The organism is Halorubrum persicum (assembly GCF_002727125.1).
Taxonomy (GTDB): Archaea; Halobacteriota; Halobacteria; order Halobacteriales; family Haloferacaceae; genus Halorubrum; species Halorubrum persicum.
In genome coordinates, this window is sequence record NZ_NHOA01000020.1 from 93,644 (window position 1) to 107,713 (window position 14,070).

The 14,070-nt window shown below is 68.5% G+C and carries 14 protein-coding genes; 3 read left to right on the plus strand and 11 right to left on the minus strand.

The annotated features are described in order from the left end of the window. The first annotated feature begins 33 nt into the window (after positions 1-33). Entirely contained in the window at positions 34-594 is a 561-nt protein-coding gene (locus tag DJ69_RS03430) for a rhomboid family intramembrane serine protease (protein WP_099254309.1), read from the plus strand. Positions 595-690: 96 nt separating this feature from the next. On the opposite strand, the gene rpsJ is transcribed toward DJ69_RS03430, so the two are convergent. The 6 genes from rpsJ to DJ69_RS03455 all read right to left on the minus strand — a co-directional run bounded on the left by rpsJ (position 691) and on the right by DJ69_RS03455 (position 6,535). Next, a complete protein-coding gene (rpsJ, locus tag DJ69_RS03435) occupies positions 691-999 on the minus strand; it encodes a 30S ribosomal protein S10 (protein WP_004048854.1) in 309 nt (102 codons plus the stop codon). 3 nt (positions 1,000-1,002) lie between these two features. Next, positions 1,003-2,268 carry a translation elongation factor EF-1 subunit alpha gene (gene tuf, locus DJ69_RS03440; protein ID WP_099254310.1) on the minus strand — a complete coding sequence of 422 codons (1,266 nt, stop codon included), beginning with the start codon at positions 2,266-2,268 and terminating at the stop codon, positions 1,003-1,005. A 185-nt stretch (positions 2,269-2,453) separates the two neighbouring features. Further along, a complete protein-coding gene (locus DJ69_RS03445) occupies positions 2,454-3,440 on the minus strand; it encodes a homoserine dehydrogenase (protein WP_099254311.1) in 987 nt (328 codons plus the stop codon). Then, positions 3,437-4,030, minus strand: a complete 594-nt coding sequence (locus tag DJ69_RS03450; RefSeq protein ID WP_099254312.1) for an amino acid-binding protein — start codon at positions 4,028-4,030, stop codon at positions 3,437-3,439. Before DJ69_RS03450 ends, DJ69_RS03445 begins: the two co-directional genes overlap by 4 nt. Beyond that, a complete protein-coding gene (locus DJ69_RS18995; protein ID WP_275539509.1) occupies positions 4,027-4,149 on the minus strand; it encodes a hypothetical protein in 123 nt (40 codons plus the stop codon). The genes DJ69_RS03450 and DJ69_RS18995 overlap by 4 nt, the downstream gene beginning before the upstream one ends. Positions 4,150-4,345: 196 nt before the next feature. Further along, on the minus strand, positions 4,346-6,535 hold the full coding sequence (locus tag DJ69_RS03455; RefSeq protein ID WP_099254313.1) for an elongation factor EF-2: 2,190 nt from the start codon (positions 6,533-6,535) through the stop codon (positions 4,346-4,348). 183 nt (positions 6,536-6,718) lie between these two features. On the opposite strand from DJ69_RS03455, the gene DJ69_RS03460 reads away from it, so the two are divergent. Then, positions 6,719-7,363, plus strand: coding sequence for a bifunctional 4-hydroxy-2-oxoglutarate aldolase/2-dehydro-3-deoxy-phosphogluconate aldolase (locus DJ69_RS03460; RefSeq protein WP_099254314.1), 645 nt, complete (start codon positions 6,719-6,721; stop codon positions 7,361-7,363). 30 nt (positions 7,364-7,393) lie between these two features. Here the strand turns inward: DJ69_RS03460 and DJ69_RS03465 are convergent, their stop codons facing one another. From DJ69_RS03465 to DJ69_RS03480, 4 genes are all read right to left on the minus strand, one after another. Beyond that, positions 7,394-10,969, minus strand: coding sequence for a DNA polymerase II large subunit (locus DJ69_RS03465; RefSeq protein WP_099254315.1), 3,576 nt, complete (start codon positions 10,967-10,969; stop codon positions 7,394-7,396). A gap of 16 nt (positions 10,970-10,985) precedes the next feature. Beyond that, entirely contained in the window at positions 10,986-11,405 is a 420-nt protein-coding gene (locus tag DJ69_RS03470; RefSeq protein ID WP_099254316.1) for a PPC domain-containing DNA-binding protein, read from the minus strand. A 203-nt stretch (positions 11,406-11,608) separates the two neighbouring features. Beyond that, a complete protein-coding gene (locus DJ69_RS03475; protein WP_099254317.1) occupies positions 11,609-11,986 on the minus strand; it encodes a NifU family protein in 378 nt (125 codons plus the stop codon). Positions 11,987-12,088: 102 nt separating this feature from the next. Beyond that, positions 12,089-12,418, minus strand: a complete 330-nt coding sequence (locus DJ69_RS03480; RefSeq protein WP_099254318.1) for a DUF5783 family protein — start codon at positions 12,416-12,418, stop codon at positions 12,089-12,091. Between the two features lie 216 nt (positions 12,419-12,634). Between DJ69_RS03480 and DJ69_RS03485 the strand changes: the two genes are divergently transcribed. Then, on the plus strand, positions 12,635-13,510 hold the full coding sequence (locus DJ69_RS03485) for a hypothetical protein (RefSeq protein ID WP_099254319.1): 876 nt from the start codon (positions 12,635-12,637) through the stop codon (positions 13,508-13,510). A gap of 19 nt (positions 13,511-13,529) precedes the next feature. Here DJ69_RS03485 and DJ69_RS03490 read toward each other — a convergent pair. Next, positions 13,530-14,070 (minus strand): HAD-IC family P-type ATPase (locus tag DJ69_RS03490; protein WP_144050374.1); only part of this gene is annotated, 541 nt, incomplete at its 5' end.

Below are 14,070 nucleotides of genomic sequence, written 5' to 3' on the forward strand. Positions count from 1 at the left end.
GATTTAACCGACTCCGGCGTGAACGAACGCACGATGCGTGCCACGGTCGAGACCCTCGCTGTCGCGACGCTCGTCGGAATCGCACAGCTCGCGTTGAGCGTCGTCGGCCTCGCGGGGATCTTCGCGCTGTCGACGCCGCTTACCGCCGCGCCGTGGACGCTCGCCACCAGCGTGTACGCGCACGGATCGATCGGCCACCTGCTGGCGAACGCGCTCGCGCTGGTCCTCGTCGGCCCGCTCGTCGAGCGACGGACCACGCGGCTCCGGTTCCACGCGTTCGTGCTCGGAACCGGCGCGCTCGCTGGGGCCGCCCAGGTGACGCTCGGCGGGCTGATCGGTCCGCCGACGGCGGTGCTGGGACTGAGCGGCGCCGTCTTCGCGCTCGGCGGCTACCTCCTCGCGGGCAACGTCGTGAGCGCGACGCTGTTCGACCGGCTGCGGCTCTCCGCTCGGGCGCAGTTCGCGCTGTTCGGGCTCGCCGCCGTGGTCCTCACGGCGACGACCGCGGCGCCGGGCGTCGCGCTGATCGCCCACGCGACCGGCGCGTTCTGCGGGCTCGTCGCCGGGCGAACGCGGTTGCTCGACGCGCGATAACGGCGCGACCGACGTGTAGTCATCGGCGCCGAACGGCGGCGACGCTAGCGAGCGTGTAAGAAAACGAAGGGAGCGTGTGAACGGACGCCCTAGCGCTTAGTCTTCGAGAACGATCTCGATGCTGACGTCGTTCGGCACTTGGACGCGCATGAGCTGACGGAGCGCGCGTTCGTCGGCGTCGATGTCGATCAGACGCTTGTGGACGCGCATCTCCCAGTGCTCCCACGTCGCCGTCCCCTCACCGTCCGGGGACTTGCGCGACGGGATCTCGAGCGTCTTCGTCGGCAGCGGGATCGGGCCCGACAGGGCGACCCCCGTCGAGTCCGCGATCTCGCGGACGTCGTCGCAGATGTCGTCGAGGTCCTCGGGGCTCGTGCCGGCGAGGCGGACGCGTGCCTGCTGCATCGATTATCGCTCGTTGACTTCGAGCACCTTGCCGGCCGCGATGGTCTGACCCATGTCGCGGATGGCGAAGCTGCCGAGTTCCGGGATCTCGCCGGACGGCTCGATGCTGAGCGGTTTCTGGGGGCGCACGGTGACGACCGCGGCGTCGCCGGACTTGATGAAGTCCGGGTTCTCCTCGGCGACCTCACCGGACGACGGGTCGATCTTCTGGTCGATCGACTCGATCGTACAGGCGACCTGCGCCGTGTGGGCGTGGAAGACGGGCGTGTACCCGGCCGTGATGACCGACGGGTGCTGCATGACGACGACCTGCGCCTTGAACGTCTCGGCGACGCTCGGCGGGTCGTCCGCGGGGCCACAGACGTCGCCGCGGCGGATGTCGTCCTTGCCGATGCCGCGGACGTTGAATCCGACGTTGTCGCCGGGGCCGGCCTGCGGCACTTCCTCGTGGTGCATCTCGACCGTCTTCACTTCGCCGCCCACGTCGGACGGCTGGAAGGAGACGTTGTCGCCCGTGTTGAGCATCCCGGTCTCGACGCGTCCCACGGGGACGGTCCCGATACCGGAGATGGTGTACACGTCCTGGATCGGCAGGCGGAGCGGCGCGTCCGTCGGCGGCTCGGCCTCCGGCAGGTCGTTGAGCGACTCCAGCAGTGTGGGGCCGTCGTACCAGTCGGTGTTCTCGGACTCCTCGGAGATGTTGTCGCCCTCGAACGCCGAGATCGGCACGAACGTCGTGTCGTCGGTCGCGAAGCGGACCTGGTTGAGGAGATCGTTGACTTCCTCGACGACCTGGTCGTACGAGGACTCCTTGTAGTCGACGAGGTCCATCTTGTTGACGCCGATGATGAGCTCGTTGATGCCCAGCGTGCGGGCCAGGAACACGTGCTCTCGGGTCTGGGGCGCGACGCCGTCGTCTGCCGCGACGACGAGCACCGCGTTGTCGGCCTGCGAGGCGCCCGTGATCATGTTCTTCACGAAGTCACGGTGGCCCGGGCAGTCGACGATGGTGAAGTAGTACTCGTCGGTGTCGAACTCCTGGTGGGCGATGTCGATCGTGACGCCACGCTCGCGCTCCTCGGCGAGGTTGTCCATCACGTAGGCGAACTCGAAGCCGCCCTTGCCCTTCTCTTCGGCTTCCTCGCGGTGCTGCTCGATTACGTGCTCGGGGACGCTCCCCGTCTCGAAGAGGAGGCGACCCACGAGCGTACTCTTGCCGTGGTCGACGTGGCCGATAATGGCCAGGTTCTGGTGCGGTTTGTCACTCATGGGGTAATCACGCGCTAAGGCGCTCTGTGAGTAAGTTTCGGTAGATTCCACTAAAACGGTTTCGATACGCCCCACAGACGATCGCGACGCCGTCGGGCGATTCTCGACAACGCGGCGCACGGGAAGACGACACACGGCCCGGTTCGCGTCCCCGGTCCGGTGAGGCGGTTCGGAAGCGAAACGGGTTACTCCAGCCGCCCGACGTCGCCGAGCACCGCGCTCGCGGTCTCCGGACCGCCCGCGCCGCGCCCGGAGATGTTGAGCCGGCCGGCGTGGGTGGTCTCGATCTGGACGATGTTCTGCGTCCCGGAGACCGCGAGGGTTCCGTTCTCGGGGACGAGCCGCGGCGCGACGCGGACGGTCTCGCCCGTCGCCTCACCGATGAGCCGGACGGTCCGACCGTCCTCGGCCGCGAGCCGGAGCGCGGAGCCGGGCACGTCGCGGATCCCCTCGACATCGGCGTCGGCGAGCGTGAACTCCCGGGCGTCGGCCGGGTCGTCCGCCGCGCCGAACGAGAGCACGTTCGCGAGGATGACGCATTTGAGCGCCGCGTCGGTCCCGTCCACGTCGAACGAGGGGTCGGCCTCGGCGACGCCGAGGTCCTGCGCCTCCGCGAGGACGTGCTCGTAGTCGAGCCCCTCGGCGGCCATCCGCGTGAGGATGAAGTTCGCCGTCCCGTTGAGCACGCCCCGGACCGCCGTGACGTGGCCCGGTTCGATGTCCTCGACGGTCGAGACCGCGGGGATCGCGCCCCCGACGGTGGCCTCGAACCGGATCTCGCCGTCGCTGTCGTCGACGAGCCCCCGCAGGTCCCCGAAGCGCTCCGCGACCGGGCCCTTGTTCGCGAGCACGGCGTGGCGGTCGCGCTCCAGCGCGGTCCGGACGTGAGAGAAGCCGGGCTCGGCGTCGCCCAGCGTCGTCGGCGTCGCCTCGATGAGGACGTCGTAGTCCGCCGCCAGCGCGTCTTCCGGATCGTCGTCGCCGACGATCCCGCGCTCGGCCTTGCGGGCCACCACCGCGTCGGAATCGACGCCGGAGTGTCTGCTGTCCACGCCGTCCGCGACGACCGCGCTCGACGAGTCGGCGACCGCCACGACCTCGTGGCCGTACTCGCCCGCGAGGTCGACGACCGATCGACCGACCGCGCCGGCGCCGACGACGGCGAGCCTCACGCTTCCACCCCCGTGAGCGGCTCGACCAGACGCAGATCCTTCTCATCGGCCAGCTCTCGGACCGCCGCGAGCGCCGCCTCGGTCTCGCCGGCGCGGGCCTCCAAGCGGAGCCGGGCGCTCGACGCCTGCTCGGTCCCCTGCGGCGCCGCCAGCGACACGTCGGCGACGGACGCCGACTCGCAGGCCTCGATCCGGGAGAGGGAGTCCGACAGGTCCGTGTCGATGAGGTGGCCGAAGAGCAGGATGGTCACCTCCTCCGCGTACCGCTCCGTCCCCGCCTGCATCACGTTCACGCCCTCGCTTCGGAGGGCCTCGACGATCCCCTCGAACCGTTCTTGGGTCGCCTCGAAGTCGACCTCGACCGGGATGCGACCGCGGGGCGTCTTGTTGCCGCGCTCGTGGTAGATCGAGAGGAGGTTCCCCCCGTTGTCGGCGATCGGGTGGAGCGCGGCGAGCAGCTGTCCCGGTTCGTCGACGAGCTCGAGCCGCACCGTGTGCGTCGAGGGCGTCGTCGCGGCGTGGCCGCCGTCGGGAGTCGCGTCCTCGCCGTCCGCCGCCTCCTCGGGGACCCCGTCGCGGGCGTCGCTCACGCCGCCACCTCCGCGGGACGCGTGGTGACAGCGATCCGGCACGGTCCTGTCGGCGGGGCGGAGCGGTCGCTTGCTGGCTCCGTCACGATGCGCCGAGCGGGAGTCGTGCCCGTCTGCATACCCGGAAGAAGTCGGGGGATCAGGTATAAGCCTTCGGCGATGGCAGGCGTTGCCTCGCTTCAATCGTGTGAACCCACAGCACGGCGACGGGATCGCCCCGACAAGCGGAACACAAGAGTGAGAGGGGCAAAAGGGAGCGCAGGACCGACGCGAGATCCGTAGAAAGCCGCAGAAACCGCGAACCGCGTCGTCGACTTAGAAGTAGTCGATCGACTGCGGCAGTTCCAGCTTCATCCCCTTACGCTCGCGGATCTCCATGATCTTCTCGCGCTGGAGGTTGTCGACGAGCACGCGGAAGCCCGCGTTCTCGGTGTTCCACGAGGCGCGGCCCTCGGTGGCCGAGCGGATGTCGGAGGAGAAGCCGATCATCTCCTCGACGGGCGCGATGCCCTCGACGACCATGAGGTCGCCCTCCTGGTACATGTCGTCGACGCGACCGCGGCGACCCTGAATCTCGCCGGACGCGGCGCCCATGTGCTCCGAGGGCACGTCGATCCGGACGTCCTGAATCGGCTCCAGCAGGCGGACCTCGCCGTCGATCAGCGCGCGGTGGACCGCGTCGCGGACCGCGGGGATAACCTGCGCCGGACCGCGGTGGATGGTGTCCTCGTGGAGCTTCGCGTCGTGCAGCCGGAACAGCGACCCCTGGACGGGCTCGGCGGCGAGCGGCCCGTCGTCGAGCGCCTCCTGAAGCCCTTCGAGGACGAGCTCCATCGTCTCGTTGAGGTGCTGGATCCCCTTCGTGTCGTCGATGAGGATGTTCGTCCGGTGGATGTCCTCGACGTTCTGGGAGGTGTCCTTGTCCATGCCGGCCTCCTGCAGCGCCTCGCGGCGCTCCAGTTCGGGCATGTCCATCGAGACCTCGCCGAGCTGGATGGCGTCGACGATCTCCTGGTCCATCGGCTCGACGGTGATGTAGAACTTGTTGTGGCGGTTCGGCGACTGCCCCTCGACCTCGCGGGAGGACTCCTGCGGCTGCTCGCGGAAGACGACGATCGGCTCACCGGTGATGACCGGGATGCCCTGGTTGTCGCGGATCCGCTGGGTGATCACTTCGAGGTGGAGCTCGCCCTGCCCGCTGATGAGGTGCTCGCCCGTGTCCTCGTTGATCTCGATCTGGATCGTCGGGTCCTCCTTCGCGACCTGCTGGAGCGTCTCGATGAGCTTCGGCAGGTCGTCCATGTTCTGCGCCTCGACGGACTTCGTGATGACCGGCTCCGAGATGTGCTCGATGGACTCGAACGGCGTCATCTCGACCGAAGACACCGTGGAGCCGGCGATGGCGTCGCGCAGGCCGGTGACCGACGCGATGTTCCCGGCCGGAACGCGGTCCACCTCCTCGCGCTCGGACCCCATGAAGAGCCCGACGCTCTGGATCCGGTTCTTGCCGGCCGTCCCGGAGACGTACAGCTCCTGGCCCTTCTCCAGCGTGCCGGAGAAGACGCGACCCGTCGCGATCTCGCCCGCGTGCGGGTCCATGGAGATGTCGGTGACCATGAAGACGACATCGCCGTCCTCGTCGACGAGCTGCATCCCCTCGGCCAGCTCCGAGTCGGCGTCGCCGCGCCAGATGCGCGGGACACGACGGGGCTGCGCGTCGACCGGGTTCGGGAAGTGCTCACAGACCATGTCGAGCACGACGTCCGAGAGCGGCGTCCGGTCGTGGAGCTCGTCCCGCTTGTCGTTCTGCTCGAGGTCCATGATATCGCCGAAGTCCATGCCGGTCCGCTGCATCGACGGCATCGAGACGCCCCACTTGTACAGCGCGGAGCCGAACCCGACCGTCCCGTCCTCGACGGAGACGGTCCAGTCCTCGGGGATGTCTTCCATGTTCTCGGCCATCCCGCGGATGAGCTCGTTGACGTCGGCGATGACCGACATCAGCCGCTCCTGCATCTCCTGGGGCCCCTCCTGGAGCTCGGAGATGAGGCGGTCGACCTTGTTGATGAACAGCGCCGGCTTCACGCCCTCGCGGAGCGCCTGCCGGAGCACCGTCTCGGTCTGCGGCATCGCACCCTCGACGGCGTCGACGACCACCAGCGCGCCGTCGACCGCGCGCATCGCGCGGGTGACGTCGCCCCCGAAGTCCACGTGGCCCGGGGTGTCGATGAGGTTGATGAGGTGGTTGGTGTCCTCGTACTCGTGGGTCATCGAAACGTTCGCCGCGTCGATGGTGATGCCCCGTTCCTGCTCGTCCTCCTTCGTGTCCATCGCGAGCTGCTCGCCCGCGGTGTCCTGGGAGATCATGCCGGCACCGGCCAGCAGGTTGTCGGAGAGCGTCGTCTTCCCGTGGTCGACGTGGGCGGCGATGGCGATGTTCCGGATGTGCTCCGGGTTGTCCATCAGCCGCTCGCACTCTTGAACGATCTTCTTGCGTCGGCCCATTATACCGCTTGTTATCGATAGGAGGGTCAAAAGGGTAGTGTTTCGTCTCGGCCGTTTCGACCGGATCGACCCGCGATCGCCGCCGTTTTCGTGTCGATCGGTCGCACGATCGGAGGCTCAGTCGGAGAGCGATCTCCCGTGCGCATCCGGTTCTATTTAAGTAGTCGTCAGAAACGAGGGCGTATGAACGAGACGCTCTCACGGCTCGTCGACAGCGGCGTCGTCGCGGTGCTGCGCGGGGTCGAGGCCGACCAGCTGATCGAGATCACCGAGGCGCTGCGCGAGGGCGGGGTCACCGCCGTCGAGATCACGGCGGACACGCCCGACGTGACCGAAAAGCTCGGCGCGGTCGCCGGCTCCTTCGACAACGAGGTCGTCGTGGGCACCGGGACGGTCCTCGACAGCGAGACCGCGAGGGCGACCCTGATGGCCGGCGCGGAGTTCGTCGTCTCGCCGAGCCTCCACGAGGACGTGATCGAGACGTGCAACCGCTACGGCGCCGTCAGCGCGCCCGGCGTGATGACCCCGACCGAGGCGGTCCGCGGCTACGAGGCCGGCGCCGACTTCGTGAAGGTGTTCCCCGCGAAAACCGTCGGCCCGGCCCACCTCGGCGCGATGAAGGGGCCGCTCGGCCAGATCCCGATGATGCCGACCGGCGGCGTCGGCCCCGACAACGCCGCGGAGTATATCGACGCCGGCGCGTTCGCGGTCGGCGCGGGCGGCGCGCTCGTCGACTACGACGCCGCCGAGCGCGGCGACTACGAGGCGATCACCGAGACGGCCCGCGAGTTCACGCGGGTGGTCGAGGAGGCGCGGGCGGACGACTAGAGCCGCCGGAGATCGCGCGGCCCGACCGCGTCACATGAAGTCCGCGATGCCGGACTGCTTGTTCGTGTCGTCCTCGAAGATCGACTCCAGCGACTGGTCTAACACCTTCAGCCGCTGTTTCGTGTAGGGACGACAGCCGAACCGGTCGGCGACCTCGATCGCCGTGTCGACGTACTTGTTCACCGACCCCTGGTGGACGGTGAGGTTCACCCGACCGCCGCACTCGCGGCAGTCCCCGGACAGGGGCATCCGGCGGTACTTCTCGCCGCAGTCGAGACACCGCGTCTCCTGCCGCGAGAACGCTCTGAGGTTGCCGATGATGTCCGGCAGGAAGTGGTACTCGATCACGCGCTCGGCCACGTCGGTCTCGTCGACCGCGCGCAGCTTCCGGGCCAGCTCCAGCTGGGCGTCCATCTTCTCCATCATGTCGCCGAGCGTCTTGTACGCCGACAGGTCCGGCCCCATCGCGATGTCCGTCGTGTCGTGGGTGTGACCGAACCCGTGGTACTCCTCGTCGGTCCCGAGCGTGTCCTCGCCGATCTGAATCAGGTCCTCGACCGACTCCGGATCGGGCATCTCCAGCGTCGCGTCGTAGAACTCGCGGGGGTACTCCCGCGCGATGTCGACGTTGTGCGCCTCGTCGTCGATCTCCGACGGATCGATCCGCGAGGACATCACGAGGGGCGCGTCCATCCGCCCGCCGCGCTGGTCCGGCAAGAACGATTTCGAGAAGTTGAGCAGTCCGTCCATGAGGAGCATCACGCAGTCCTCGTCACCATCGCAGTTTCTACGTTTGGCTGCGTGAAAGTACGGATGAGCGTATCCCACCGCTGCCGACGTGAAACCCACCACTCTCCCGACAGTCGCCGCGCTCGTGTGCGGCGCCATCCCGAAGACGAGCTCGCCGACGAGGTCGTCGCGCTCGTTGACCTCGTAGAAGCGCGGGATGTCGTAGAACTGCTCCAGCAAGTCGTCGACGAAGTCCGCGGTCTTGAGCATGTGTTCCGCGGCGCCGTCGGAGAGGACGATGTCCTGCACGCGGAGCTCCACGAGCTGGTCGTCGTGGCGCAGCGGTTCGCCGTCGATGTCGGTCTCGTAGCCGATCTCCCGGAGGTGGTCGGCGGTGACGTCGAGCTCCTCGGGCCGGACCGACGTGACGGGGAGGTCGGTCATGTCGTAGCGGACCGTGCCGTCCTTGAACGACGTGACGCCGTTCTTCGCGCGGAGGACTCCCTTCTCGATCGGTTCGGGGGTCTTGTTCCGCGAGGTGAGCCCCTGAACCCCCTTCAGGATCTCGAAGGCCGACTCCCGCTCGCCGACGTTCCCCAGCGCGGAGCGGTACGCGTCGTTGAGATCGACCTCCTGGCGGGTCGCCGCGGTCACCTCCCACTCGCAGCGCGGACACTCGACGCGGCCGGCCTCGTCGGGTTCGCAGACGGTGCCGCAGTCGCCGCACTCGTAGTGGAGGTCGGTGTGGATCTCGCAGTCCGGGCACTGCGCCCGGTACGTGTGCTCGCCGCACTCGGGACAGACGCGGTCGGAGACCTCCAGGTCCAGCCGTCCCCGGTGGCCCGTGTCGTCCATGACGCTCGCCGCCTCCGCCACGTCGCGCTGGGGGCCGCCGGCCTCGTTGATCGGGAACAGCGTGTGGACCGCGGGCGAGAGGTCGCGGCTCTCCGACTTCTCCGGGCGACCCATCCGGTTGCCGATCCGGGTCGGCGCCCGCTCGCGGACCTCGAAGGGAGCGACCTCGTTGACGGCTTTCACCGCGTTCTCGCCGTCGTCCCACTCGCGGGCCGCCGCCGAGATGTCCCCCGCTTCCCACGTCTTTCGGAGCCCGTCGTCGACACCGAGCGACCGCGCCAGCGGGCGCCATACCGGGACCCGGAGCGCGTCCGGCGTGGCGACGTGTTCGATCAGCAGCGACTCCAGCGCGTGCTGCGTCGTCTCGGTGCGCTCGAGCGCGAGGACGCCCTCGACCACGTCGCCGGCGGCGACCGCGTCCGCGAGCGCCTCGAACGCGTCGACCGAGACGTCGTGCCAGAGGTAGGTGTACGTCGGGTGGAGCGGGCAGTCGTACTCGCGCGCCCACGCGAGCGCCTCGTCGACGTCTGGGTGTTCGAGGTCGATGTGCGGGTCGTCCCGCATGGCCTGCACGTCGGCGCCCGCCGCCTCGAACTCCTGGACCCACCACTCGTAGACGTACGAGGCGGGCGCAAGCGGGTGGTTGTTCTCGACGAACTCGCCGTAGTTGACGAGGTACTCGCCGAGATCGAGCACCTTCTCGACGCCGTTCCGGATCTCCTTCGCCTCCTCTGGGTCGTCGATCCGCCGGACCTCGCCGTTCGCGAGCCGGACGGTCGGCCCCTCGATGGAGTCGACGGGAACGACGCCGTGGGCCTTCCCCGGGCGCTCCGTCTTGATCTGGGTGCCCGCCGCGAGGAAGTCGTCGACGAGGTGCATCGTCGCCGGGTGGACCCCGCCGGTCGCGAACCCGTGATTGCGCGCGCGACCGTACCGGAGCCGGAACCCGCCCGACTCGCTCGGATGGGTGAAGACGGGGCGACCCGCGATCAGATCGCGGAGGAACTTCTGCGAGGGCTTCGGGCGGAGGGGGCCGTCGGGCTCGGCGGCTTCCGAGTCCGCGGCGCCACCGTCCGTCGCGTCGTCGGCGTCGTCGCCAGTGTCGTCACTCTCGGCGCTCTCGGCGTCCGCCTCTCCGTCGGCGTCCGCGGCGGCCTCGTCGCTCGCGCCCGCCCCGTCCTTCCCGATCGTGCCGTCGATCAGGTCTTGGAGCCACGGCCAGTCGACCTCGTCCAGATCGCGGGTGTACCGCTGGATCTTCGGGGCCTTCAGCGCGATCCCCTCGGCGGCGACGAGACACATCCCGCCGCGCGCGGAGTTGGTGTCGACGCGCTCCAGATCGCGGAACCCGGAGACCTCCTCGTCGCCCGTCGCCTCCCCGTCGAGCATGACGGGCATGTGCTGGGCGATGAACTTCGACTCCTTATCCTTCGGCGTGTACTGGAGCCCGGTCTCCTTGTCGTAGAGGGCGATCTCCTCGGCGTAGCGCTCGACCTCCACGTCGCGGGGTTTGTACTCGTCGATGTCGAGCAGCGACCGGGCGTAGTCGGCGACGAGCACGGAGAGCGCCTGCGCGGTCCCGCCCGCCGACCGGATCGGGCCGGCGTAGTAGACGTTGACGAACTCGCTCCCGTCGTCGTTCTCCAGCAGCTCCACGCGGTCGATCCCCTCGATCGGCGCGGCGACGACCCCCTCGGTGAGCAGCGCGACCGCGGTCCGGACCGCGCCCTCGACCTTACCGGCCCGGGAGTCGTAGTCGCCGACGGTGCCCTCGACGAAGTCGGTGACGAGCTCCAGCGCCGCCTCCTCGCGGGACATCTCGCCTTCCAGCTCGCGGACGCGCTCCGCGACCCCGTCGATCCCGAGGATGTTCTCGACGCGGTCCGCCATGTCGCGGGCGATCGGGATCTCGATCTCCGGTTTCGGGTCGTGACCCTGCCGTTTGGCGGCCTCGGCCACGTCCCACGCCTCGTCGAGCCGGTCTTCGATCCGGGCGAAGTAGCGCTCGTCGTCCTGCCTCATCGCCGCGTGTCCCGCCTCAGAGCCATAGGTCGAGGTCGGTGGCCTCGTCGTGGGAGCGCTCCAGCGGCTCCGCGAACGCCCGGAGATGACACTCGCCGGCCCAGACGGTCCCGGCGTTGAGGTGTCCCGCGAGCGCCTGCCCGCTCGGCCGCGACAGCACGGCGTGCGTGTGGGCGAACACGTCGCCCTCGAGCAGCGAGACGTTGCCGACGCAGGCGGCGACCTCCAGCGGCTCGTCGAACGTCACCGAGCGGTACTCGGTCTCCTCCTGGTCGTAGAACCACACCTCCGCGTCCTGCACGGCCCCGAGCGCCGTGAACCAGCCCGCCTCGACGTCCTCCGCGCGAGCGAGGTCCTCGATCTCCTCGCGCCAGTCGGCGCCAGTTTCGAATCGTGCGACGTACTCCGCCGTCGACTCGACTTCTCGATGGTGCATAGGAACCGTCCACGACCGCCGGGGGCAAAAACCCTTCAGTCGGACGGCGGTCGTGAATTGATATAGCGAAATGTGATTTAACGCGAGTCAGCGACCGTCGGCCACGTCCACACGAAATCGGCCGGAGAGACGCCACTCACCGGATAACCGAACGAACAGCTACCGACGGGTGAAAAACGCGAGCCGTAGAGGGGGAGAACCGCTCAGAACGGGGCCTGGGGGCCTTCGTCGTCGCCGCCGTCGTCGGTCGTCTCGCCGGGGAAGGAGGGCGACATGCCGCCGCTGCTGGTGCCGCCGAGGTCGCCGTCGGCGCCCGAGTCCATCCCGGTGTCCGCGTGAACCGTCTCGATCTCGGGGATCTCCTTGACCATCCGGGACTTGATCGCCTGGATCGTCATGGGGGAGATACCGCAGCCGGAGCAGGCGCCGCCGAGCTGGATCGTGACCTCGCCGTTCTCGCGGTCGAGGTGGCTGATGGCGGCGCTCCCGCCGTGCATCTGGATCTGCGGAAAGTTGCGCCGCAGGAAGTTCGTGATCCGCTCGCGGAGGTCGTTGTCCGCGTCAGTCGTGTCCGTGCTCATGCCAGCGGGTTGGCGTCCGGGCGGCTTATGCCTTTGGTTCGACGGAACGCGCGCCGCGAGAATCGGCGTATCGGGCGGTGAAGCGGCCGGAACGCGGCGGTGTCACTCTGGACGCTCGACGCCCAGCGTCCGGTACAGCTCCGTCTCGATCCGGTCGACGTACTCGTCGAGCGTCTCCTCGAACGTCTCGTCGTCGACGGAGACCGCTCCGCGGATGCGCTCGCGGGGGTTTTCGGGAAGTTCGACGCGGAACTCGCCGTCCTCGTAGAACGGTTCGGACTCGTTGAGCACCGTCTGGTCGATCCCGTGGATCAGCTCCGAGTCGTACCGGTCGTTCATCTGGTTGAACGCGTTCTTGTACGCCCGCTGGAGCTCGTTGAAGTAGTTCGCGTACTTGTCCTCGAACTTCTCGGGGTCGAACTCGTCGGCCATACGCGGGCTGACGGCACGACGGGGAAAAAGCCGGTCGATCGTCGCTCAGGGGGCGGAATCGACCGGCGAGGCGGTCGTCGCCGTCGATCGGGAATTGAGGGCCCGATCGAGTTTTAAATGGTATGTCGCTATACTAAATATGTATTCGCGGGCCATCCGTACCCCACCGAGAGAGCCCCCCACAAGACCCTTCACACGCTGGCGGGCAGAACGAGTATGCGCCGACGCTCCCTCCTCGTTGGCCTGTCGGCCACACTCGGAACGCTCGCCGGCTGCAACACGACAGGGAACGAGTCGACCGATCCGGCAGGCACATCCGGGCCGACAACCGACTCGGGGTTCGCCGGGATGTCGGTGCCGGATCTTCCAGGCGAGAACGAGGTCACTTGGTACCACGAGTCCGACGAAACGACTCAGGGGTTCGTCCGTCCGAGCACCGAAAGGACGGAGCTGCCTGCTCAGATCGACTTCACGTATCACAATCGATCACAGGAATCGACCAGTTGCGGCCACTGGAGCCTCTACAAGCTGAGAGACGACCGGTGGTTTCTCGTCGGCCCGTACGGCCACGATGGCATCTGTCACAATCTCCCCGCGGGCGAGAGCGAGACGTGGACAATAGCGGCGGCGACCGGCGAGGTGGACGACGGAGACGCGGATCGCTATCCGTACCTCGGTGGCGGCCGCTACGCGGCCGTCGCGGGATACGGGCACGCGACGGCGAAGAGCGCCGCCCTCGTCGAGTTCGACGCACCGCCGGTCTCCGTCGTGTCGACGGACGACGCGACGAGCGACTCGAACGGGAGCGCGGTGACCGTCACCGCGGACAGGTGGCGTACCGCCGACGGCGGAGAGCGGGCCACCCTCACGCTGGAGCGAGCGCAGACGGCCGGCCGCACGCTCATCGTCGAGCAGGTGATGCGACATCCGAACCGCGGCTACCGAAATCTGCTCGCGTTCGTGGACGAAGACGTCGAGAGGGTGGTCCTCCGGACGGACAGGCAAACGGCAGACTGGATCGTCGACGACGGCGAGACGGCCCGGGTTCGGTACGACGATCAGGCGTACAGTGTCACGAAGAGCGAGCCGTGACCGGGGCTAGCGGCCTCGCTCACCGTAGCCGGCCGAGGATCCGGTAGTCGCGGTCCGGCTTGTACCGGCGGAACAGCAGGCTGTTGGTGAGCACGCTCACGCTGGACAGCGCCATCGCCCCGGCGGCCAGCGCGGGCTGGAGCAGCCCGAGCGAGGCGAGCGGGATCATCAGCGTGTTGTAGCCGAGCGCCCACACGAGGTTCTGTTTGATCTTCTGGAGCGTCGCGTCCGAGATCCGGATCGCCTTCGCCACGTCGACGGGGTCGTCTCGCATCAGCGTCACGTCCGCGGCCTCGATGGCCACGTCCGTGCCGCTCCCGATGGCGGTGCCGACGTACGCTACCGCGAGCGCGGGCGCGTCGTTGACGCCGTCACCGACCATCATCGCGTGACTGCCGTCGGCCTGAATCTCCTCGACCGCGTCGGACTTGTCCTCGGGGAGGACCTCGGCCCGGACGTTCTCGGGGGCGATCCCGACCTGCTCGGCGACCGCGCGGGCCGTGCGCTCGTTGTCTCCCGTGATCATCATCACGTCGATACCGCGGTCGCGGAGCAGGTCG

Excerpts from the sequence above, each read along its gene's own strand:
- DJ69_RS03485 (WP_099254319.1), top strand. The coding sequence starts at position 12,635 with ATGCGCCGACGCTCCCTCCTCGTTGGCCTGTCGGCCACACTCGGAACG.
- DJ69_RS03465 (WP_099254315.1), bottom strand. The coding sequence starts at position 10,969 with ATGAGGCAGGACGACGAGCGCTACTTCGCCCGGATCGAAGACCGGCTC.
- DJ69_RS03475 (WP_099254317.1), bottom strand. The coding sequence starts at position 11,986 with ATGAGCACGGACACGACTGACGCGGACAACGACCTCCGCGAGCGGATC.
- DJ69_RS03455 (WP_099254313.1), bottom strand. The coding sequence starts at position 6,535 with ATGGGCCGACGCAAGAAGATCGTTCAAGAGTGCGAGCGGCTGATGGAC.
- DJ69_RS03430 (WP_099254309.1), top strand. The coding sequence starts at position 34 with ATGCGTGCCACGGTCGAGACCCTCGCTGTCGCGACGCTCGTCGGAATC.
- tuf (WP_099254310.1), bottom strand. The coding sequence starts at position 2,268 with ATGAGTGACAAACCGCACCAGAACCTGGCCATTATCGGCCACGTCGAC.
- DJ69_RS03460 (WP_099254314.1), top strand. The coding sequence starts at position 6,719 with ATGAACGAGACGCTCTCACGGCTCGTCGACAGCGGCGTCGTCGCGGTG.
- DJ69_RS03470 (WP_099254316.1), bottom strand. The coding sequence starts at position 11,405 with ATGCACCATCGAGAAGTCGAGTCGACGGCGGAGTACGTCGCACGATTC.
- DJ69_RS03480 (WP_099254318.1), bottom strand. The coding sequence starts at position 12,418 with ATGGCCGACGAGTTCGACCCCGAGAAGTTCGAGGACAAGTACGCGAAC.
- DJ69_RS18995 (WP_275539509.1), bottom strand. The coding sequence starts at position 4,149 with ATGCAGACGGGCACGACTCCCGCTCGGCGCATCGTGACGGAGCCAGCA.
- rpsJ (WP_004048854.1), bottom strand. The coding sequence starts at position 999 with ATGCAGCAGGCACGCGTCCGCCTCGCCGGCACGAGCCCCGAGGACCTC.